The organism is Corynebacterium sp. ACRQJ (genome assembly GCF_022346045.1).
GTDB lineage: Bacteria > Actinomycetota > Actinomycetes > Mycobacteriales > Mycobacteriaceae > Corynebacterium > Corynebacterium evansiae.
On record NZ_JAKRMT010000002.1, the window covers coordinates 149,379 to 170,247 of the forward strand.

Consider the following 20,869-nt stretch of genomic DNA (forward strand, 5'->3'; position numbering starts at 1 on the left):
GGTGAAACGAGTGAGTGAGCAGAAGTCCCTGAAAGTATGGCTGTGGAGCATCCTCGCCTTCGTGATCGTCGTGGCGGTCGTAGTGGGGGCTGCTGTGGTGTGGTCGATGAATGGCCGCTACGAGGTGCAGGCCGCCGAGCAGCTGGCGGAGCCCACCCCGGTGATGCACGCGCCCGAGGGGGATGTGCCGGACGTGCAGGCCGCTATTCAGCGCGCCGCGGCGGATCCGGCGCTGGGGGTGCTGTCCGCCTCCGTCACCGATGTTGAGACCGGCGAGGTGCTGTGGGCGAAGGATGAGAACCGGAAGCTCACTCCGGCTTCTGCCACCAAGCTGTACACGGCGGCCGCCGCGATCCTGGCGCTGGACGAAGATAGCCGCTGGTCCACCGACCTACTGCAGGATCCGAACGATCCGGGTCGGCTGATCCTGCGCAGCGATGGCGATGTGTCGCTGTCCCGCGATGGCGAGGGCTTCTTCACCGATGCAGCTTCGGTAGCCAAGCTGGCCGAGAAGGCGAAGAAGAAGCTGGGTGGCCAGGCCGTGACCTCCATCGTCGTGGACAATTCGATCCGTTCCGGCGACCTTTTCAACAAGACCTGGGATCGCGAGGATATCGACGGCGGCAATGTCGCCAACCTGGATGCCGTCATGCTCGATGCTGGGCGCCTCGATCCTTATACCTCCGACTCCGCCCGCTCCCACAACCCGGGCGAGGATGTGGGGCACGCTCTAGCCGATGCGCTCGGCGCGGATGCGGAGGTCACTGTTTCTAAGGAAGTGACGCCCAGTCTCGGTGACCAAGACCCCATCGCAAGCGTTAGGTCTGCGCCGCTGAACGTGCGCCTGCGCGACATGCTGGTGCACAGCGACAACATCATGGCCGAAGCCATTGGCCGAGAGATTGCGGAGTCCCAGGGCAAGCCGCAGACCTTCGAGGGCGCCACGAGCGCGACCCTCGACGTGCTGAAGGAGCACAGCATCGATACCAAGGATGCGACCCTCTTCGACAATTCCGGCATGAGCGAGAAGAATCGCCTGACCGCCCACGAGCTAGATGGGGTGCTCTCCAATAAGGAGGTGCGCGACATCTTGGACATGCTGCCGGTATCCAGCGTGGAGGGCACACTGGAGGCGCGCTATGGTTCCGGCTCCGGCGCGGAAGACTCCGCCGGCTGGGTGCGTGCCAAGACCGGCACTCTTTCCGGCGTGAACGCCCTGGCCGGGACGGTTATGACGGACTCGGGGCGAGCGCTGACGTTTGCGTTCCTCTCCAATGAGTCTGACCCCAACTCCGCCCGTCCGGCGCTGGATCGGTTGGCGAACGCGGTGCGTTCAGCCAAGTAGGCCATGAGTGTGCAGTCGCAGATCCGAGCCTGGCTGCGAGAGCTGGAAACCGGCCCCGAGTCCGCAGCGTGCGCGGAACAGGTTCGCGCCGGGGTGGCAGTGGGGCTCTCCGGCGGGGCGGACTCCCTGGCACTGGTGCACGGCCTGCTGCGCTGCGGGGTGAAGGTACACGCGGTGGTGGTGGACCATCAGCTGCAGGAAGGCTCCGCACAGGTGGCGCGGCAGGCCGCGGATACCGCGCTGTCCCTAGGGGCGACGGCGGAGATCCGCACCGTCGAAGTGGAAGGCTCAGGGGAGGGGCCGGCGCGCCAGGCGCGCTACGAAGCCCTCGGTGCGGCAGCCGCCGGGCGGCCCCTCTTGGTGGCTCACACGGCGGATGACGACGCAGAAGGGATGCTCATCGGGCTGGTCCGCGGATCCGGGGCGGAAGCCATCGCCGGGATGCGATCCGTACACACCGACCACGCGGCCGTGGCCGCAGGGGCCGCGTGGCTCGGTCGCCCGCTGCTGAACTGCACCCGCGCGGAGACAGAGGCCGAGTGCCGTGCCGCAGGCCTTAGCTGGTGGGAGGATCCGCACAACTCCAGCGATGCTTACCTGCGCAGCCGCATCCGCACCCGCGTGCTGCCTTACCTGCAGAATGTGCTCGGGGAGCACATCGGTGCGAACATGGCCCGCACCGCGCGGATGCTCCGCGAAGACGTCGAGCTACTCGACGAGCTCGCTGGACGGGAGCTGCAGGCGGCGGAGGAGGGGGCGTCATTAAACTGCACCGAACTACAACAGCAACCAGCGGCACTGCGGCGTAGGGTGCTCAAACAATGGCTGGCAGACAAAGCCGGACCCCTCACGAGCGCGCACCTCAACGCGATAGACGCGCTGGTCATCGCATGGAAGGGGCAGGGAGGGGCAGCAGTGCCGTGGCCCCAGAACCTACCTGCATCCACCGAGCAACGGCGTACCCACCGCCTGGTCGTGCAACGTCGCGATGGGTACCTGCAGTTAGCGACTGTCCCCAGGTCGTAGCTGCGCGCTAGAATGCCAGGCAGGCACAAAACGGCGAAGCCATTGCAGCGGAGCCAAGACAGCGAAGCCAGAACAGCGAAACAAACGAGGAAAACGAGGTCTGCGATGCACAGCGAGAAGAACTTCAATGTCCCGGAAAACCCATACGGCGACGATCTAGAAAGTATCCTCATCGACGAGGAAACGCTGCACGCCCGCATCAACGAGCTGGCCAAGGCCACCGCTGACCGCTTCCGCGACGAGGAAGACGACCTCATCCTGATCTGCGTGTTGAAGGGCGCGGTGTTCTTCATCACCGACTTCGCGCGGGCGATCGACATTCCGACGCAGCTGGAGTTCATGGCCGTGAGTTCCTACGGAAACTCCACCAGCTCCTCTGGTGTGGTGCGCATCCTGAAGGACCTGGACCGCGACATCGAGGGCCGCAACGTGGTGATCGTCGAGGACATCATCGACTCCGGCCTGACCCTTTCCTGGCTGCTGAAGAACCTGCGCAACCGCAACCCGAAGTCGCTGTCCGTCGTTACGCTGCTGCGCAAGCCGGAGGCGCAGAAGGTGCAGATCGACCTGGCCGAGGTCGGCTTTGACATCCCCAACGAGTTCGTTGTGGGCTATGGCCTGGACTTTGCCGAACGCTACCGCGACCTGCCCTATGTGGGCACCCTGCACCCGCGCGTTTACCAGTAAAGCGCTGGCCCCAATCCAATAAGCTCCAAATGGCAGCGCTGTTCGCACGGCATTCAAAACCAACAACACTCTAGGAAATATGGACAAGAAGAAGGTACTGAGGATCGCGGGCATTGTCTCTGTGATCCTCATCGCGATCTATGCGTTCGGTGTTTTAACTGATGACGCCCGCGGCTACGACGAGGTCGAGACCTCGATAGCGCTGAAGCAGCTGGAAGACAAGAACGTCAAGGAAGCTCAGATCAACGATCGTGAGCAGCAGGTACAGCTGAAGCTGAAGGACTCTATCGAGGTCGAAGGCAAGAAGGACATCGAGCAGGTTATCGCGAAGTACCCCGGCCGGGCGGCGCCCGAGATTTTCGACGCGGTGAAGAAGTCCGAGGCGGAGAAGTACAACACCAAGGTCACCGAGGATAGCTTCCTGGGCAGCCTGCTGGTGATGCTGCTGCCGATGCTGCTGATCTTCGGCCTGCTGATGTTCATGCTGTCCCGCATGCAGGGCGGCAGCGGCATGGGCGCCTTCGGCTTTGGTAAGTCCACTGCCAAGCAGCTGAATAAGGACAACCCGGACACGACCTTCGACGACGTCGCCGGGGCCGACGAGGCTGTGGAGGAGCTGGACGAGATCCGCGACTTCCTGACCGACCCGAGCCGCTACGAGGCGCTGGGAGCGAAGATCCCGCGCGGCGTGCTGCTGTACGGCCCGCCCGGTACGGGTAAGACGTTGCTGGCCCGCGCCGTGGCCGGTGAGGCAGGCGTGCCCTTCTTCACCATCTCCGGTTCCGACTTCGTGGAGATGTTCGTCGGCGTGGGTGCCTCCCGCGTGCGCGACCTGTTCAAGCAGGCGAAGGAGAACTCGCCGTGCATCATCTTCGTCGACGAGATCGACGCGGTCGGCCGCCAGCGTGGTGCCGGCATGGGCGGCGGTCACGACGAGCGTGAACAGACCCTGAACCAGCTACTGGTGGAGATGGACGGCTTCGGCGACCGCGACGGAGTGATCCTGATGGCCGCCACCAACCGTCCGGACATTCTGGACCCGGCGCTGCTGCGCCCGGGCCGCTTCGACCGCCAGATCCCGGTGACCAACCCGGACCTGGCGGGCCGCGAGCAGATCCTGAACGTGCACGCGAAGAATAAGCCGCTAGCCAAGGACGTGGACCTGAAGTCGCTGGCCAAGCGCACTGCGGGCATGTCCGGCGCGGATCTGGAGAACGTGCTGAACGAGGCCGCCCTGCTGACCGCCCGCGTGGACGGCAACGTGATTACCGCCGACGCGCTGGAAGAGGCCACCGACCGCGTGGTGGGTGGACCGCGCCGTAGCTCGAAGATCATCTCTGAGCACGAGAAGAAGGTCACCGCCTACCACGAGGGCGGCCACACGCTGGCTGCCTGGGCGATGAAGGACATCGACCGCGTCTACAAGGTGACGATCCTGGCGCGCGGCCGCACCGGTGGCCACGCCATGACCGCCCCCGAGGACGACAAGGGCATGTACAACCGCTCCGAGCTGTTCGCCCGCCTGGTCTTCGCCATGGGCGGCCGCGCCGCTGAGGAACTGGTCTTCGGCAACCCGACCACTGGTGCTTCTGCGGATATTGAGATGGCCACGAACATCGCCCGCGCGATGGTGGTGGAGTACGGCATGAGCCCCGTTGTTGGTGCCGTGAAGTACGGCCAGGACGACGGCGACCCGTTTGTCGGCCGTGGCGGCCAGGGCGGCAACCAGCCGTCCCAGAATGTGGCCAACCAGATCGACGAGCAGGTGCGCATGCTGATGAACAAGGCCCAGCAGGTGGCCTACGACGTGCTGCGCGAGAACCGGGACTATCTGGATACCCTGGCTTCCAAGCTGCTGGAGAAGGAGACTCTGCGCCGCCCGGACCTGGAGGCCATCTTCGAGGGCATCGATACCCGCGAGGTCTCGGACATCTTCCCGATGCAGGATCTGGATCGCCCGTGCGATCACCGCGAGCCGGTGAAGACCCCGGTCGAGCTGGCCCGCGAGCGTGGCGAGGAGCCACCGGAGAAGACCAATTTCTTCTCCGCTGCCCGCCGTGCCCGCATGGAAAAGCGCAAGGCGCAGAACGAGCAGCGCCAGGCCGAGCGCCTGCAGCAGGGCCAGCAGCAGTTCCCACAGACCCAGCAGGGCCAGCACGCCCAGCAGGCGCTGCACGGCCAGCAGGGTCAAGGCACCGCCGGCCCGGTTCCGCCGGAGGAGGAGCGCGGCTTCCGCCTGCCCGACAACGAGCAGCCGGATCACCAGCCGGAGAAGCCCGCGCAGCAGAAGCAAGCTGTGCAGCCCGAGCAGGAGCCGCAGGCAGAGCAGCAGCGTCCGCAAGACTCACAGGAATCGCAGGTGCGTTACCGCCGCGGCGAGATGCCGGAGCAGACGTTCCCTTGGGATAAGCACAACGGTGGCTACAACGGCAACGAGTCCGGTGGCCAGCACAGGCAGGAAGACAAGTAGTGAATAACCCACAGCAGCCGCTCGACCCTGGCTCCTTCGATCAGGAGCGGGCAGAGGCGGCCATCCGCGAACTCCTTTTCGCCATCGGCGAAGACCCCGACCGCGAAGGTCTGCAGGAAACACCGGCCCGTGTGGCTCGCGCCTACCGCGAGACGTGCGCCGGGCTGTACGAGGACCCCACGGAGGTTCTCAGCAAGACCTTCAGCGAGGATCACCGCGAGCTGGTGCTCGTGCGCGACATCACCTTCTACTCCATGTGTGAGCACCACCTGGTGCCCTTCTTCGGCAAGGCGCACATCGGATACATCCCCGGTGAATCCGGCAAGGTCACAGGCCTGTCCAAGCTGGCCCGCCTGATCGACGGCCTGGCGAAGCGCCCGCAGGTTCAGGAACGCTTGACCTCGCAGGTGGCCGACGCGCTGGTGGACAAGTTGGATCCCTCCGCAGTGATCGTTGTGCTGGAAGCCGAGCACCTGTGCATGGCGATGCGCGGCATCCGTAAGCCCGGTGCCAACACGGTGACCTCCGCGGTCCGTGGCGGTTTCCAGAGCAATGCGGCCTCCCGTGCAGAGGCAATGGCGCTGATTCGGCCGTGACGGGTTCTGCTGTGACTGACCCCAGCGCAAACAACCCCAACGCAAACAAGCCCAGCGCGACCAACCCCCAGCGCACCCTCGTGATGGGCATCCTCAACGTCACCGAGGATTCCTTCTCCGACGGCGGGGCCTACCCGGACACCGCGGCCGCGCTGGCGCACGCCGAGGCGATGGTCGCCGACGGCGCGGACATCATCGACGTCGGCGGGGAATCCACCCGTCCGGGCGCCACCCGCGTCGCCCCGGAGGTCGAGGCCTCCCGCGTCACCCCCGTCATCGAGGAGTTATCCCGCCGGGGCATCGCCACCAGTATCGATACGATGCGGGCATCCACGGCCCGGGCCGCCTGGAAAGCGGGCGTCACCTACCTCAACGACGTCTCCGGTGGCCTGGCGGACCCGGACATGCTCCCGCTGGCTGCAGAATCCGGACTGCCGATCATTCTGATGCACTGGAACAAGGGAAACGCCGCGGACTTCGCCGGAGCCGAGGGCTACCACGACCACGGCGAGGACATCGTCGGCCACGTCATCCGTTGGCTAGAGCAGAGGATCGAAGCGGCGGAGGCGGTAGGCGTCACAAAGAAACAGATCTACCTGGACCCCGGCATCGGGTTCGCGAAGACTCCGCAGGAAAACTGGCAGCTGCTCGGCGCCACCGACCGGCTGGTGCAGATGGGCTATCCGGTGCTGGTGGGGGCCTCGCGCAAGCGCTTCCTCACCGCGCTGCGCCCCGCGAGCGACGGCAACCCCGGCACCCCAGAATCGGCGGACGATGCGACGGCGGCCACCTCCGCGCTGGCGGCGGCAGTTGGCGCATGGGCCGTCCGGGTGCATAAAGTAGCCCCGACACGGGCCGCAGTGGACGTCGCACACGCAATGGCCACCGGACGCGGCCCCGACATCGACGAGCAATGGAGGGCGCGACGTGGCTGACCGCATCGAGCTCATCGGCGTGGAGGCTTTCGGCCACCACGGCGTGTTTTCGCACGAAAAGGACACCGGCCAGAAGTTCATCGTGGACATGGTGGTGTGGACGGACTTCCGCGCTGCGGCGGATTCGGACTCGTTGGAAGACACGATCAACTACGTGCAGCTGGCCGACATCGCGGTGAACGCGGTCGAGGTGCAGGAGGGTCACGATCTGATCGAAACTCTGGCCTCGAACATCGCGGACCAGATCGCGGAGCTGGGCGGGGTGTACGCCGTGGAGGTCACGGTGCACAAGCCGCAGGCGCCGATCGCCCACCCATTCGGCGACGTGCGGGTGGTAGCTCGGAGGTCCAAGCGATGATCACGGCCTTCCTAGGAATCGGCTCGAACATGCCCGGCGACGTGGGCAGCCCCACCGCACAGATCGAACGCGCCTACGAGCTGCTGGCGATGCACCCGGCCATCGAGATTGTGGAGAAGTCGCGGATCTTCGTCACCCCGCCATGGGGTGGGGTGGAGCAGCAGGAGTTCCGCAACTCCGTGGTGGCCGTGCGCACGTCGCTGGATCCGCTCGCGCTGCTGCACCACTGCCAATTTGCCGAGGCCGTCGCGGGGCGGGAGCGCGAGGTCCGGTGGGGCCCGCGCACCGTCGATGTGGACATTCTTTTTTGTTTTGACGCCCAGTCCCAGCCCCTGCAATCCCAGGGAAAGTGGGGGTTTGAGCTGGTTATTCCGCACCCCTACGCCCACGAGCGGGCGTTTGTGCTGGTGCCGCTGAGCGACCTGCAGCTGGCCCGGGAACCCTGGTGTACCTTGGGCGGACGAGGCATCCTGGAATGGCTGGAAGAGGTTGATCCCGCCGAACGGGAAGCCATCGTCCCGGCGGATCCATCCGAACTTTCGGGCCCTGGCGAGAACTAAAGACGAGGGATAAAGAGGCAGCACATGAGCCCGCTGAAGCGCACGAAGATCTCCACGCTGGCTGTCGTGGCGATCGTGGGCGCCCTCATCGCCTGGGTCAGCACGCTGAGTTTCTATGGAAGCTTCCCGCCAATTAAGACCACCGGCTCCGTGCTGCTGTGGATTTTCGCAATCGTGTGCGCTGTGGCGGGTTGGGTGATCCGCAAGCGCATCGGCAGCAGCAGCGGGGTGGGGATGGATCGCACACAGATGCAGCCGACGACGGTGGTTCAGTGGCTGGCGCTTGGCCAGGCCACGGCATGGGCCGGGGCGGTGTTCCTGGGAATGTTTGTCGGGGTGGGAATTTATGTTCTGCCGAACGCGGGGCACCTTATGGCCGCGGAGGCCGATGTGCCGGGCGTGATCGCCGGAGCGCTGGGAGCTCTGGCGGCCGTCGTGGCCGGGGTTTGGCTGGAACGCAGCTGCGAAGCGCCACCGCCGGATGCGCCATTAACGCCCAACGGGCTCGACGTTGGGTAGTGTGTTGTCCATGAGCTTCCAGCAGTCTCCTAAGCCACAGCAGTCTCACCAGCCGCAGTCGCAGCCCTTCGACGGGCACCAGTCCCCGGAATCCCTGGGGTACGAGGACGACTCCAACTTCCAGGGATCTTCCGTGGCTTCCAACGAGCCTTCGGGACTCTCCCGCTTCCTCATGTTCGGCCTGGTGGTTCTGGCGCTGCTGGCCAGCGTGCTGATGCTGTTCATGGATTCCGATGGTTGGCTGAAGGTGGCGCTTATCGCCGCCCTCTGGGCTGCCTTCTTCGGCATGGTGCTGGTGCTGCGCTACTCAGGCGCCTTGAAGCTGGCGCGCGAGCAGGCGGAGAACCAGGAGAGCTACTTCCAGTCGCAGCTGGAACACGAGCGCGCACAGCTGGAAAAGCGCGAGGCTGCGACGCAGGCGAAGTACGCCGCAGAGGCCAAGAAGTCCCAGGATCAGCGCGATAAGCACCTGGAGGAGCTGCGTGCGGAGCTGGCTCACATGCGCAAGCAGCTGGCGGAGCTGACCGGCGAGAACTTCGACGAGGGCGAGCAGCGCGCGGTGCGCGCGACTGCCGAGCGAGTCCGCGAGCTGGGGCACAGCGTGGGTGGCCAGGCGCCGCAAGCTGCAGGCAGCTCTGCCGGACAGACCGCAGGACAGCAGCAGTCGGCGGGCCAGCAGGAAGCCCAGCCGCACAAGGCACAGCACCGCAGTAAGCCGAAGTTCAACACCGGCACTTTCGCTGCCGTGAACTGGACCGGCCAGGATTCCGAGGAGACCTCCCAGCTGCCACTGGTCGTGGACACAACGGCGATGGACGAGGCCAAGCGTGCAGAGCACAAGGCCACTCAGCAAAAGCCCACTCAGCCCAAGCCCGCCCAGAAGCGCCGCGCGCAGATGCCGAGCGCCGAGGCCGTTCGCCCCAGCCGTGCCCGCACTGGCGCCGCCCAGGACGCTGGCGCCCAGGACGCTGCCGCGAAGCAGGGCGAGCAGACTGAGGCAACGGCAACCACCCACGGTCGCCGTCGCGCCGATGAGGTGGAAAACGGCCTCACTGTCGCAGAGCTGATGCAGCGCTTCAAGAATCGAGAGAAGTAAAAACCACCTGTGACAGGCCCGACAACCAACTCGGACATTCAACAGCCACGCCTCTCCGTCGGCATCATCTCCGCCGGGAAAGTAGGCGTGGCTTTGGCGGAGGCCTTTGCACGCGCCGGCCACCACGTGCATGGCATCTATGCGCATTCGGCACGTTCGGAAAAGTTGGCGTCAGAAAGAATCCCGAACATACCCCGCATCAACCTAGACAGCACCGCCCACGCCGCGCTCGTGGTGCTGGCGGTGCCGGACCCGAAGCTGCCCGAGGTGGTGGAGGAAGTCGCGCAGCACACGCGCGACGGGCAGATCGTGGCGCACGTCTCCGGGGCGTTTGGCTGCGAGATCCTGCAGCCGATCACCGATACTGGCGCGCTGCCGTTGGCTCTGCACCCGGCGATGACCTTCACCGGCACCCCGGCAGATAGCGAGCGGCTGGACGGCTGCGCATGGGGTGTGACTAGCGATTCCGAGGTCGGCGATGTGGTCGCGCAAACCCTAGTGGCCAGCCTGGGTGGGGTTCCCGTTGCCATCCCCGAACACCGCCGGGCGGCCTACCACGCGGCGATGGCGCACGCGGCCAACCACCTGGTGACCCTGCTGACTGATGCCCAGGAGATCCTGGACCGCGTGTTGGAAGCGCCGGGGGAGAGCCCCGATAGCGCCCTGCTGCTGCGCCGTATCGCCCACGCCGCGGTGGATAACGCGCTGGAAAAACGCATGGACGGGCTGACCGGCCCAGTAGCCCGCGACGACGCGGAGGCTGTGATGCGCCACCGTGCAGCGCTGCGGGAGCTGGAGGACGGGCCAGACTCAGCCGAGGAAGGGTCAGCTGAGGCCGCCTACACCGCGATGGCCCGCCGCACTGCGCTTAAAGCGGGGGCTATTGAGGTCGAAAGGCTGCTGGATCTAGAGTAAGAGCCATGACGTTCACACCTGGCCAAGCAGAGGTTTTCACCGAGATCGAGAAGATCGGGCAGCTCACCCGCGCCATGCGCAAGGCGGGCCGCCCCGTGGCGCTGGTGCCCACGATGGGCGCGCTGCACGAGGGGCACCTCTCGCTGGTGCAGGCCGCCCAGCAGATTCCGGGCGCGCTGGTTGTGGTCAGTATTTTCGTGAACCCCCTGCAATTCGCCGAAGGGGAGGACCTGGATGCCTACCCGCGCACCCTCGACGAGGATGTGGCGAAGCTGAAGGCCGCGGGCGTGGACGCGGTATTCGCCCCCAACCCCCGCGAGATGTACCCCAACGGTCCGCGCACGACTATCCACCCGGGCGAGGCCGGCCGCATCCTGGAGGGTGCCCACCGCCCGACCCACTTCGCGGGCGTGCTGACGGTCGTGAACAAGCTCTTCACCATCACGCACTGCGATCACGCCTTCTTCGGGGAGAAGGACTACCAGCAGCTGCTGCTGATCCAGCAGATGGTCACGGACCTGAACATGGAGGTGCAGGTCCACGGCGTGCCGATCGTGCGCGAGGCTGATGGCCTGGCGAAGTCCTCCCGCAACGTTTACCTTTCCGATGAGGAGCGCGAGCTCGCCCTCACCCTGTCCGCCGCCCTGACCGCCGGCGCCTTCGTGGCCGAGCAGGGCCCCGCGGTGGTGCTGCAGACTGCCGGATCTATTCTGGACGCCGCCTCGGGCATCGACGTCGACTATCTTGAGCTGCGCGGTACGGACCTTTCCGACACCCCGGAGGACGGCGAGGCCCGCCTGCTGGTGGCGGCGCGCGTTGGAACCACGCGCCTGATCGACAACGTGGGCGTGCCCCTGGGCACCGGCTTCAAGGGGCTGGACGACGGCGGCGAGGGCGGCGAGCCCGCCGAAAACGCCGGTGAGTAGAACTGAGTAGAGCTGAGTAGGACCATGAGCGACGAACTCGAAACTTTGAAGCGACACTCGCACTCCTTCGTGGACATCTCCGCCGGGGAGTACCGCGCCAGCATCTCCACCTTCGGCGGCGGGCTGCGCAGCCTGGAGTACGCGGGCAAGCCCCTGGTGGTTTCCTACCCAGAGGGCGCCTACCCGCCGCTATCCTCCGGAATTGTGCTGGCCCCATGGCCGAACCGAACCGCCGACGGGGTCTTCGCCCACGACGGCGTGCTGCACCGTTTGGACATCACGGAGCCGGCCCGCGCCACCGCGATCCACGGATTCGTGGGGCAGATGGCCTGGCACGTCGCCGACCAGGGGGAGGACTTCGTGGCGCTGGAGCTGTCCACCGGCCTGCGCCAAGGGTGGCCGTGGCCGCTGCGCATGCGGATGACGTGGTCGCTCGATGCGAATGAGGGTCTGCGCGCCACCTTCGACGTCCGCAACGAGGCCGATGCCTCCTGCCCCTTCGGCCTGGGATGGCACCCATACCTGAGTGCCCTGGGCGCTCCACTGGACGACTGCGTTCTACACCTGCCTGTCGGTACGAATCTGCCTCTGGATTCCGTGCGTAACCTGCCCGCCGGGCCGGAGTTTCCGGCTCGCCGGGTGCTGCCAGATGTGGAATTCGGCCAGCGTATGGCCGGGGTGTGGCTGGACCACTGCTTCGGCGAGATCGATGCGAAGGAGGATGCGCCGTCCGAGGCGCGCCTGCTCAACCCGGACGGCGAGGGCGTGCGTCTATGGGTAGGCGAGGGCTTCAACTGGTTTCAGGTGTTCACTGCCGACCCAGCCCGCCGCGAGGGTTACCCCGGTGTGGGGCGGGCCCTGGCCGTCGAACCGATGACGTGCCCGCCGGACGCACTGCGCTCCGGCCGAGACCTCATTCGCCTGAATGCGGGCGAAGAGCGCAGTTTCGAATGTGGGATTTCCCTAGCTTCGAGTGAGGGCGTCACATCTTAGAATAAGTACGTTTGGAAATAGAAAAAAATTTCCTTTAACGCACCCCGCGGCGTTAAAATTAGCGACGCATATATATCCAATAGTTCTCGTCGCTGGTAGTTGGAAAACGTGACCGTTGGCGCCTGGGACGGGAACATGACGTTCCTGGAGGTTCGCAGCTATGACGGCTGAAGGACTACGCCTGGACGCGAGCTGGGTAGACTACGCGCTGGTCGCCCTCTACTTCGCGTTCGTCCTGGGCATCGGTTGGGCAGCAAAGTCCAAAGTGTCCAGCTCAATCGACTTCTTCCTCTCCGGCCGCTCGCTACCCGCATGGGTGACGGGCCTGGCCTTCATTTCCGCCAACCTGGGCGCCGTAGAAATCGTGGGCCACTCGGCTAACGGCGTGCAGTATGGCTTCGAGACCATGCACTATTTCTGGATCGGCGCGATCCCAGCGATGGTGTTCCTCGGCATCGTGATGATGCCCTTCTACTACGGCTCCAAGGTGCGTTCCGTACCGGAGTTCATGCTCCGCCGCTTCGGCAAGGGCGCACACCTGGTCAACGGCCTTTCCTTCGCCGTAGCCCAGCTGCTGATTGCCGGCGTGAACCTGCTGCTGCTGGCCAAGGTGGTTAACTCCCTGCTCGGCTGGCCGCTGTGGGTCACGCTGGTGGTGGCCGCGGCCATCGTGCTGTCGTACATCACCCTCGGTGGCCTGTCCGCCGCCATCTACAACGAGGTTCTGCAGTTCTTCGTGATCATCGCGGCCCTGCTGCCGCTGACGATGATCGGCCTACACCAGGTCGGCGGTTGGTCCGGCCTGCAGGAGAAGGTCGCGGATCCGTCGCACTTCCACACCTGGCCGGGTACTGAGATTTCGGGCTTCGAAAACCCGATCGTCTCCGCCATCGGCCTGGTCTTTGGCCTGGGCTTCGTGCTGTCCTTCGGTTACTGGACTACCAACTTCGTAGAGGTGCAGCGCTCCATGGCGGCTGATTCGCTGTCGTCCGCGCGCAAGACCCCGATCATCGGTGCGTTCCCGAAGATGTTCATTCCGTTCCTGGTGGTCATCCCGGGCATGGTTGCAGGTGCGACCGTCACCCCGATCATGGATGGTTCCGCCGAGCCGAACGACGCGATCCTGTACCTGATGCGCGACCTGCTGCCGAACGGCCTGCTGGGCGTGGCTATCGCGGGTCTGCTGGCAGCGTTCATGGCCGGCATGGCGGCTAACATTTCCGCCTTCAACACCGTGTTCTCCTTCGACATTTGGGAGTCCTACATCGTCAAGGATCGCGACGACGAGTACTACCTGAAGGTCGGACGTATCGCGACCGTCGGCGCTACAGTCATTGCCGTGTTCACCGCCCTGCTGGCATCCAACTTCGGCAATATCATGGACTACCTGCAGACGCTGTTCGGCTTCTTCAACGCGCCGCTGTTCGCCACCTTCATCCTGGGTATGTTCTGGAAGCGTATGACGCCCACAGCAGGTTGGGTGGGCCTGGTTTCCGGTACGGGTGTGGCAATCGTCTACTGGGCTGTGGCCACCTTCGGCAGCACCGACGCAACCTTCTTCAACCTGCCGGGGCAGGGTACGGCCTTCGTTGCCGCCTCCCTGGCGTTCGTCACGGACATCATCGTTTCCGTCCTGGTCTCCCTGGTCACCGAGCCGAAGCCGGACGAGGAGCTGGTGGGCTTCGTCAAGTCCGTCACCCCGAAGGAGAACCTCACGGACGCCGCCGAGGCCACCCTGCCGTGGTACCGCCGCACGGTTCCGCTGGGCATCCTCTGCCTGGCTATGGCACTCGTCCTCAACATCGTGTTCGCCTAAGAGCGCTTAAACTTTCAGAAAGGAGTGAACGGACACAATGGCTAACAACACGGCTAAGAAAACCAAGCGTTCCCACATGGCCGGCGCTTTCGACATCCGCAATGTCATCGGTTCCCTCATGGGCCTGTACGGACTTGTGCTTTTGATCAGCTACTTCCTGCTGGATCCGGGCATGGATGTGACCACCGGCGAGCCGAAGAACGAAACGTATAACCTGGTTTGCGGGCTTGCCATGGTCGCTGTGGCGGCGGTCTTCTTCCTGTGGACCAAGCTGGATCCGATCAAGATCGACGAACCTGCGGACACTGTGGACTCTGCCGACTCTGCTGACTCACCAGCTTCGCAAGCTAAATAACGCACATGCCCGCCCCACCCGGAGGCGGGCATTTTCAACCTAAGCACCATCCCACCCAAGGACCTTTTAGGAAGTGATCCACGCTGTGCAGCACGAATTCAAAGTAACCCGAACCACGCTGGCGGACGGCCGCGAGCTGCTGTACTTCGACGACGAGCCGGCCTACGTTGCGGGGGAGAAGCAGCGCGAGCTGCACGATTCCCGCGATCTGCCGCAGGCCACCACGGAATCTGAGATGCGCCAGGACCCCCTGACCGGCCAGTGGTACGTCTACGCCGCACACCGCATGAACCGCACGTTCATGCCCCCGGCCAACGAGAACCCGCTGGCGCCCACCAAGCCCGGCGAGCTGCCCACCGAGGTGCCCGCCGACGACTACAACGTGGTGGTCTTCGAGAACCGCTTCCCGTCCCTGTCGGTCCACATGGAGGTGCCGGAGGACTTCGCCACCAACGTCGACGGCCAGGAGCTCTTCCCCCGCAAGCCCGCTATCGGCCGCTGCGAGGTTGTCTGCTTCACCCCGGACGTGAATTCCTCGTTTAGGGATCTGCCCTACGAGCGCGCCCGCACGGTTGTTGAGGCCTGGGCGCACCGCACCGCCGAGCTCTCCGCCATCGAAGGCATCCGCTACGTGTTCCCCTTCGAGAACCGCGGCAAGGAGATCGGCGTGACCTTGCAGCACCCGCACGGTCAGATCTACTCCTATCCCTTCGTCCCGCCGCGCGCCGCCGAGGTAGCTGCACGCGCTCGGGCGTTTAGGGAGCAAACCGGAAAGGATCTTTTTGACGCCACCTTGTCCGCCGAAAAGGCATCCGGCACCCGTGTACTTTTGGCCGGTGAGCACTTCACGGCCTATGTGCCGGCGGCGGCGAAGTGGCCGGTGGAGGTCATCCTCATGGCTAACCGGGCGGTTCCAGACTTCGCGGCGCTGAGCGACGAGGAAAAGGACGAGCTGACCCGCTTCTACCTGGATCTGTTGGGGCGCATGGATCGCTTCTTCGAGGGTGTGGAGCGCACCCCCTACATCGCCGCCTGGAACCAGGCGCCGGTGGGGGAGGACCGGGAGAACGGTCGCCTGTACTTGCAGCTGTATTCGATGATGCGCTCGCCGGGCCGCATGAAGTTCCTGGCCGGTAGCGAGTCGGGCCAGGAGGCCTGGATCTCCGACACCACCCCGGAGAGGATCGCCGAGCGCTTCCGGGAGGTCGCCGACAATGCCAACTAACGAAACCTCAACTAACCAAACCAACGCAGCACAGAACGCTGGTACTCCGCGGTGGCTGCAGACCCGCTCCGAGGAGCAGGGCACTGCCGACGTGCAATCCCTTTTCCAGCAGGTCTACGGCTATGGACCGGCGGGCGTGTGGTCCGCGCCGGGGCGCGTGAACTTGATCGGCGAGCACGTCGATTACGCCGATGGCATCAGCCTGCCCTTCGCGCTTTCCCAGCGCACCTACGTGGCAGCCGCCAAGAACGAAGACGGCGTGTACCGCGTGGCCTCCCGCTTCGGCGACCCCGCGGAGGTTGTTCACTTTGAGATCCCCGTCGCCGAGGTCGGTCCCGGTAACCCCGCCAACTGGGCGGGTTACGCAGTGGGTGCTATTTGGGCGGCCACCGAGGCCGGCCTGATGCCCGCCGGTGGCCTGGACCTCGCCATCGAGTCCGACGTTCCCGTCGGTGCGGGGCTTTCCAGCTCCGCAGCGCTGGAGTGCTCGGCGGCTCTGGCGGCCTTCGACCTATACGGCGGCGAGTCCCTTGATGATGCGGCTCGCAACGGGCTCATGGGGGCGTCCATAAGAGCAGAAAACGAGGTAGTCGGCGCCTCGACGGGCGGGCTTGACCAGCGTATTTCGCTGTTCGGCCAAGCCGGCCACGCGCTGGCCATCGACTTCGCCGAAGACAGCGCCACCCAGGTGCCTTTCGACATCGCGGCGCGCGGATTGGCGATCCTCATTATGAACACGAACGCCCCACACCAGCTGAACGACGGGCAATACGCCGCGCGGCGCGCCGTGATCGACGGAGTGACCGCCGACCTGGGCGTTAGCAGCCTGCGTTTCGCCGAGGAGGCCGAGGATGCCTCCGTGGGCTGGGCCAAGGCCAACAACATGGATCCGGTGGTGGTGGCCGCCCGCGTGCGCCACGTGGTCAGCGAGATCGACCGCACCGCTGAGGCGATCCGCCAGGTCAGCGCCGGGGACATGGAGGCCTTCGGACGGTCGATGCAGGGCAGCCACGCCTCCCTGCGCGATGACTACGAGGTCACCGTTCCGGAGCTGGATACTGCTGTGGACGTTGCGATGGCCGAAGGCGCGCTGGGCGCCCGCATGACCGGCGGTGGCTTCGGTGGCTCCGCGATTGCGCTGCTGCGCGAGGGTCAGGTGGAGGCGACCGCCGCAGCGGTGGCCAGGGCCTTCGCGGAGAAGGGCTTCAACGAGCCCGAGTTCGTGGTTGCACTGCCGAGCGACGGCGCGCACCGGAATGCTTAAGTGGCTCGCATTGAGTAACGCTTACGCGAGCAGCGCTCGCGCGCCGCTCGCGCGTTGCCCGGGCGCCATATTGGCGCCGAGCAAAGTAACAGCTAAATAGCTTATTTGGTTAGCCCCGAGTAAGGTGTTCACCCGTGTTGCGAACAATGCTGAAATCAAAGATCCACCGTGCGACGGTCACACAGGCCGACTTGCACTACGTCGGCTCGTGCACCATCGACGCTGATCTGATGGAAGCTGCCGACATCCTCGAGGGCGAGCAGATCGATATCGTCGATATCGATAACGGCAATCGCCTGACGACCTACGCCATCACCGGCGACCGGGGTACCGGCGTGATCGGCATCAACGGTGCCGCCGCGCGTCTGATCAGCCCCGGCGACCTTGTCATCATCATCGGCTACGCCCAGTACAGCGAGGAAGACCTGAAGAACTACGCCTCGCGCGTGGTCTTCGTGGACGAGAACAACAAGCAGGTGGAGCTCGGCGGCGACCCGGCTCACGTGCCGGACGGCTCGGGGCTGAAGAACCCGCGCCACCCGGAGGCTTAGCTGATCTCGTACTTCCCGTCGTCGCGGCGCTCTACGTGGATGCGCCACAGCGGGATTCCTTCTTTCTCTAGTGCTTCTTTAGTCGCCGAGAGAGTCTTCAAGCCGGTAACGACGAAGTCGGTGTTGCCGAATCGTATGCCAACCTCCGAGCAGTAACGCTGGCTACCCTTGCCATCGGAAAGAGCCCTGATGGTGTTGTCTGCGACCTTCATCACCTCGAACTCGCCGTTGGGAGACTGCATGCCGATCTCGGTCGGGGGAACGAGCGGGGCCCTGTCCTCGTAGTCATACTCCACTTCGACACAGAGCTTGCTGTAGTCCCGTGGATTGTCGATGAGGATCTCAGAATCCTTCAGCTTCATCTCCACCTTGCCGATTCCCACCTCTTCAGTGGTCGGTTCATCCTTGGACTTGGCCTTGTCGCGAGCTTCGCGGAAGCCATCGTCCACGAGATCCATCTCGACGCGATCGCCGATCTCCAACGGGTCTTCAGCTCCGCCGATCTTCGCTTCCTCGCCCTCTAGCTCCTGGTAGCGGTTAGCCAGGTTAGTCAGCGAACGCAGCAGAGGCTTGACGGGGTCGCAGGTGTAGGTGGAGATAATCTCCGCGTACTCCAGCGGAGTGCCCTCCGGGCCGGCAAGTACGCACATGTCTTGCAGCTCGATGGATTGCCACCCCTTGAGGCCCTCATCGGATAGCTCATTCCGCTCGGTATCGTTGCTGGCCAACTCCTCGAGCTGGGAGCCAAACTTGGTAGCGGACAGTCCGATGTAGATCGACGTATCTTTGAGTTCCTCGGGCTGGTCACCACTGATCTGTGGCTTTACATAACCAGAACAAGTCTCCGCATTGACATAGGCATCGGCCGAATCCAGCGGAATCATCTTCCCGCCATCCAAGTAGGCGCTATCGTAAAACTTCTGATCCAGCTTGCAGTCGTTGAACTTCCCGTCGGCGAAGATCTCCCGTAGCTGGTCATCGCTGATCTCCGGTGAAACTTCCGAATAGCTGCTCGGAGCGGGCTGCCCTTCGCTACCACCGGATCCGCCCGTTTGCCCCCCGTAGGAGATTTCTTCGCTGGCGCCCTCTGGGCGCTGGAAGGCGGAGCAGCTGGCGGTGAAAGTCAAAGCGCCCGCAGCTAGGCAGGCTGCCAGGGTGCGGGCGTAAGTACGAGCGTGGCTGCGGGTGCGGGTAGCGGGGCGTGAAGAAGGCATGTCGAGTGCTTCCTTTGTTTTCTAGTTATGGATTTCTAGTTATGACTATTTCCGGATCATTACCGGTTGTGGCTGGTGAAACTAAATGACTGGAGGGAGTTACCTAGGAGTAAGGGGGACAAAACGTCTTATGTTCCCTAAAGCTAACACTCCCGGGCGACCTGCATGCCTCAATCGATTACCCGTACCCCTCATGCGCTAGGCTTTGTAAGCGTGACTGACGCAGCAAATACCCCCGTACAAGACCTGCCCGAACAGCTACGCATCCGCCGTGAAAAGCGGCAGCGCATCCTCGAATCCGGCAAGGACGCTTACCCGGTAGAGGTGCCACGCACCCACTCCCTGGCCGAGGTGCGCGCAAAGTGGGCAGTGAAGAAGACTGACGGTGAAGCTGAAGAGCAGCCGGTTGAGGCAGAGGGCGTCACTTACCTCGCCGCAGGCGAAGAAACCCAGGACGTAGTGAGCGTGACCGGGCGCCTGATCTTCATGCGCAACACCGGCAAGCTGTGCTTCGCCACCCTGCAGGACGGCGACGGCACGCAGCTGCAGGCCATGCTCTCCCTGGCGGAGGTTGGCGAGGACGCACTCGCGGCCTGGAAGGCTGACGTGGACCTCGGCGACTTCATCGGTGTGACCGGTCGCGTGATCGCCTCCCGCCGCGGTGAGCTGTCCGTCATGGCCAGCGAGTGGGTCATGGCTGCCAAGTCTCTGCGCCCGCTGCCCGTAGCTTTCGCAGAAATGAACGAAGAAACCCGCGTGCGCCAGCGCTACAACGACCTGATCGTGCGCGAGGAGGCCCGCAAGAACGCAATGACGCGCGTGAAGGTCATCCGTGCGCTGCGCGACTACATGGAGGGCGAGGGCTTCGTAGAGATCGAAACCCCAATGCTGCAGACCCTGCACGGCGGCGCGGCAGCCCGCCCGTTCGTCACGCACTCCAACGCGCTGGACATCGACCTGTACCTGCGCATCGCACCGGAGCTGTTCCTGAAGCGCGCCGTGGTGGGCGGCATTGACCGCGTCTTCGAGATCAACCGGAACTTCCGTAACGAGGGCGTGGACAAGTCCCACTCCCCGGAGTTCGCAATGCTGGAGACCTACGCTGCATGGGGCGACTACGACGATTGCGCCCGTACCACCCGCGAATCCATCCAGTACATCGTGGACCAGCTGACCAAGGGCACCGACCTGGAGGGCACCGGCAAGGTTCGCCTCGCCGACGGCACCGAGTACGACTTCGGCGGGGAATGGAAGGAAATCGAGATGTACCCCTCGCTGAACGAGGCGCTTGCACGCAAGTACCCCGGCCAGCCAGAGGTGACGATCGACTCCACCGTTGAGGAACTGAAGGAGATCGCCAAGGTTATCGGCCTAGACGTTCCCGCCAAGGGCGGCTGGGGCCACGGCAAGCTAGTAGAGGAGATCTGGGAGGTTCTGTGCGAGGACCAGCTGGAAGGCCCTATCTTCGTGCGTAACTTCCCCGTGGAGACCTCCCCGCTGACCCGCCAGCACCGCAGCAAGCCGGGTGTCACTGAGAAGTGGGACCTGTACGTCCGCGGCTTTGAGTTGGCCACCGGCTATTCCGAGCTGATCGACCCGGTTATCCAGCGCGAGCGCTTCGAGGATCAGGCACGCCTGGCCGCCAACGGCGATGATGAAGCCATGCGCCTGGACGAGGACTTCCTGGCTGCCATGGAGCAGGGCATGCCGCCGACAGCCGGTACCGGCATGGGCATCGACCGACTGCTGATGGCCCTGACCGGCCTGGGCATCCGCGAGACCGTGCTGTTCCCGATCGTGAAGCCGGAGCGCGAGAACTAACGGCCAAACACCGGCAGTAGATTGCGGTGGGATCTATTGCCGGGGCCGGTTGGCTCGAGGGGGAGCTAGAGGGAGTTCTTCGGGGGTGGTTCGGGGGCTGCGCGCGTGAAAGGCGGGCACCGGTGCCTCGAATAGTTGGGGAGTAGCTGGCGTGCAGCTCGCCCGTGTGGGTGTAATTCAATCAATATTTTGGCCCA

The 20,869-nt window shown here is 64.5% G+C and carries 20 protein-coding genes; 19 read left to right on the forward strand and 1 reads right to left on the reverse strand.

Translation table 11 applies throughout. The annotated features are described in order from the left end of the window. The first annotated feature begins 10 nt into the window (after positions 1-10). The 18 genes from dacB to panD all read left to right on the forward strand — a co-directional run bounded on the left by dacB (position 11) and on the right by panD (position 17,637). Positions 11-1,345 (forward strand): D-alanyl-D-alanine carboxypeptidase/D-alanyl-D-alanine-endopeptidase, encoded by a 1,335-nt coding sequence (dacB, locus tag MHX52_RS02070; RefSeq protein WP_239316348.1) that lies wholly within the window; start codon positions 11-13, stop codon positions 1,343-1,345. Positions 1,346-1,348: 3 nt separating this feature from the next. After that, positions 1,349-2,371: a tRNA lysidine(34) synthetase TilS gene (gene tilS, locus MHX52_RS02075; RefSeq protein WP_239316350.1), complete on the forward strand. Its 1,023-nt coding sequence runs from the start codon at positions 1,349-1,351 to the stop codon at positions 2,369-2,371. 105 nt (positions 2,372-2,476) lie between these two features. After that, positions 2,477-3,058 (forward strand): hypoxanthine phosphoribosyltransferase, encoded by a 582-nt coding sequence (hpt, locus tag MHX52_RS02080; RefSeq protein ID WP_005296857.1) that lies wholly within the window; start codon positions 2,477-2,479, stop codon positions 3,056-3,058. A gap of 79 nt (positions 3,059-3,137) precedes the next feature. Next, a complete protein-coding gene (gene ftsH, locus MHX52_RS02085) occupies positions 3,138-5,528 on the forward strand; it encodes an ATP-dependent zinc metalloprotease FtsH (protein ID WP_035004721.1) in 2,391 nt (796 codons plus the stop codon). After that, positions 5,528-6,124 (forward strand): GTP cyclohydrolase I FolE, encoded by a 597-nt coding sequence (gene folE / locus MHX52_RS02090; protein ID WP_049049731.1) that lies wholly within the window; start codon positions 5,528-5,530, stop codon positions 6,122-6,124. Before ftsH ends, folE begins: the two co-directional genes overlap by 1 nt. Next, on the forward strand, positions 6,121-7,059 hold the full coding sequence (gene folP, locus MHX52_RS02095) for a dihydropteroate synthase (RefSeq protein WP_370642194.1): 939 nt from the start codon (positions 6,121-6,123) through the stop codon (positions 7,057-7,059). Before folE ends, folP begins: the two co-directional genes overlap by 4 nt. After that, complete coding sequence (gene folB, locus MHX52_RS02100; RefSeq protein ID WP_035004717.1) at positions 7,052-7,417, forward strand: dihydroneopterin aldolase; 366 nt, start codon at positions 7,052-7,054, stop codon at positions 7,415-7,417. The genes folP and folB overlap by 8 nt, the downstream gene beginning before the upstream one ends. Then, positions 7,414-7,977, forward strand: coding sequence for a 2-amino-4-hydroxy-6-hydroxymethyldihydropteridine diphosphokinase (folK, locus tag MHX52_RS02105; RefSeq protein WP_239316352.1), 564 nt, complete (start codon positions 7,414-7,416; stop codon positions 7,975-7,977). Before folB ends, folK begins: the two co-directional genes overlap by 4 nt. Positions 7,978-8,001: 24 nt before the next feature. Then, the gene (locus MHX52_RS02110; RefSeq protein WP_035004713.1) at positions 8,002-8,496 is read left to right on the forward strand and encodes a DUF3180 domain-containing protein; all 495 of its coding nucleotides are present in this window, start codon (positions 8,002-8,004) and stop codon (positions 8,494-8,496) included. A gap of 10 nt (positions 8,497-8,506) precedes the next feature. Continuing rightward, positions 8,507-9,592, forward strand: a complete 1,086-nt coding sequence (locus tag MHX52_RS02115; RefSeq protein WP_071055964.1) for a DUF6779 domain-containing protein — start codon at positions 8,507-8,509, stop codon at positions 9,590-9,592. A gap of 9 nt (positions 9,593-9,601) precedes the next feature. Then, positions 9,602-10,507 (forward strand): Rossmann-like and DUF2520 domain-containing protein, encoded by a 906-nt coding sequence (locus MHX52_RS02120; RefSeq protein WP_071055965.1) that lies wholly within the window; start codon positions 9,602-9,604, stop codon positions 10,505-10,507. Between the two features lie 5 nt (positions 10,508-10,512). Beyond that, positions 10,513-11,433, forward strand: coding sequence for a pantoate--beta-alanine ligase (gene panC / locus MHX52_RS02125; protein WP_035004708.1), 921 nt, complete (start codon positions 10,513-10,515; stop codon positions 11,431-11,433). A gap of 24 nt (positions 11,434-11,457) precedes the next feature. Next, positions 11,458-12,426 carry an aldose 1-epimerase family protein gene (locus MHX52_RS02130; RefSeq protein WP_239316354.1) on the forward strand — a complete coding sequence of 323 codons (969 nt, stop codon included), beginning with the start codon at positions 11,458-11,460 and terminating at the stop codon, positions 12,424-12,426. Between the two features lie 160 nt (positions 12,427-12,586). Continuing rightward, positions 12,587-14,242: a sodium:solute symporter family protein gene (locus tag MHX52_RS02135; RefSeq protein ID WP_035004706.1), complete on the forward strand. Its 1,656-nt coding sequence runs from the start codon at positions 12,587-12,589 to the stop codon at positions 14,240-14,242. A gap of 37 nt (positions 14,243-14,279) precedes the next feature. Continuing rightward, entirely contained in the window at positions 14,280-14,597 is a 318-nt protein-coding gene (locus MHX52_RS02140; protein WP_035004705.1) for a hypothetical protein, read from the forward strand. A 73-nt stretch (positions 14,598-14,670) separates the two neighbouring features. Further along, complete coding sequence (galT, locus tag MHX52_RS02145; protein WP_035004704.1) at positions 14,671-15,822, forward strand: galactose-1-phosphate uridylyltransferase; 1,152 nt, start codon at positions 14,671-14,673, stop codon at positions 15,820-15,822. Continuing rightward, positions 15,812-17,086: a galactokinase gene (gene galK / locus MHX52_RS02150; RefSeq protein ID WP_239316356.1), complete on the forward strand. Its 1,275-nt coding sequence runs from the start codon at positions 15,812-15,814 to the stop codon at positions 17,084-17,086. The genes galT and galK overlap by 11 nt, the downstream gene beginning before the upstream one ends. Positions 17,087-17,220: 134 nt before the next feature. Next, positions 17,221-17,637 carry an aspartate 1-decarboxylase gene (panD, locus tag MHX52_RS02155; protein WP_034965414.1) on the forward strand — a complete coding sequence of 139 codons (417 nt, stop codon included), beginning with the start codon at positions 17,221-17,223 and terminating at the stop codon, positions 17,635-17,637. Here the strand turns inward: panD and MHX52_RS02160 are convergent. Continuing rightward, on the reverse strand, positions 17,634-18,851 hold the full coding sequence (locus tag MHX52_RS02160; RefSeq protein ID WP_080971935.1) for a hypothetical protein: 1,218 nt from the start codon (positions 18,849-18,851) through the stop codon (positions 17,634-17,636). The two genes, panD and MHX52_RS02160, sit on opposite strands and share 4 nt — an antisense overlap. Positions 18,852-19,064: 213 nt before the next feature. On the opposite strand from MHX52_RS02160, the gene lysS reads away from it, so the two are divergent. Beyond that, positions 19,065-20,672, forward strand: coding sequence for a lysine--tRNA ligase (gene lysS / locus MHX52_RS02165; protein ID WP_035004699.1), 1,608 nt, complete (start codon positions 19,065-19,067; stop codon positions 20,670-20,672). Positions 20,673-20,869: the final 197 nt, after the last annotated feature.

Coding starts and splice junctions, on each gene's coding strand:
- panC (WP_035004708.1), top strand. CDS start 10,513: ATGACGTTCACACCTGGCCAAGCAGAGGTTTTCACCGAGATCGAGAAG.
- galK (WP_239316356.1), top strand. CDS start 15,812: ATGCCAACTAACGAAACCTCAACTAACCAAACCAACGCAGCACAGAAC.
- MHX52_RS02115 (WP_071055964.1), top strand. CDS start 8,507: ATGAGCTTCCAGCAGTCTCCTAAGCCACAGCAGTCTCACCAGCCGCAG.
- MHX52_RS02110 (WP_035004713.1), top strand. CDS start 8,002: ATGAGCCCGCTGAAGCGCACGAAGATCTCCACGCTGGCTGTCGTGGCG.
- MHX52_RS02160 (WP_080971935.1), bottom strand. CDS start 18,851: ATGCCTTCTTCACGCCCCGCTACCCGCACCCGCAGCCACGCTCGTACT.
- MHX52_RS02130 (WP_239316354.1), top strand. CDS start 11,458: ATGAGCGACGAACTCGAAACTTTGAAGCGACACTCGCACTCCTTCGTG.
- MHX52_RS02140 (WP_035004705.1), top strand. CDS start 14,280: ATGGCTAACAACACGGCTAAGAAAACCAAGCGTTCCCACATGGCCGGC.
- tilS (WP_239316350.1), top strand. CDS start 1,349: ATGAGTGTGCAGTCGCAGATCCGAGCCTGGCTGCGAGAGCTGGAAACC.
- hpt (WP_005296857.1), top strand. CDS start 2,477: ATGCACAGCGAGAAGAACTTCAATGTCCCGGAAAACCCATACGGCGAC.
- folK (WP_239316352.1), top strand. CDS start 7,414: ATGATCACGGCCTTCCTAGGAATCGGCTCGAACATGCCCGGCGACGTG.
- MHX52_RS02135 (WP_035004706.1), top strand. CDS start 12,587: ATGACGGCTGAAGGACTACGCCTGGACGCGAGCTGGGTAGACTACGCG.
- ftsH (WP_035004721.1), top strand. CDS start 3,138: ATGGACAAGAAGAAGGTACTGAGGATCGCGGGCATTGTCTCTGTGATC.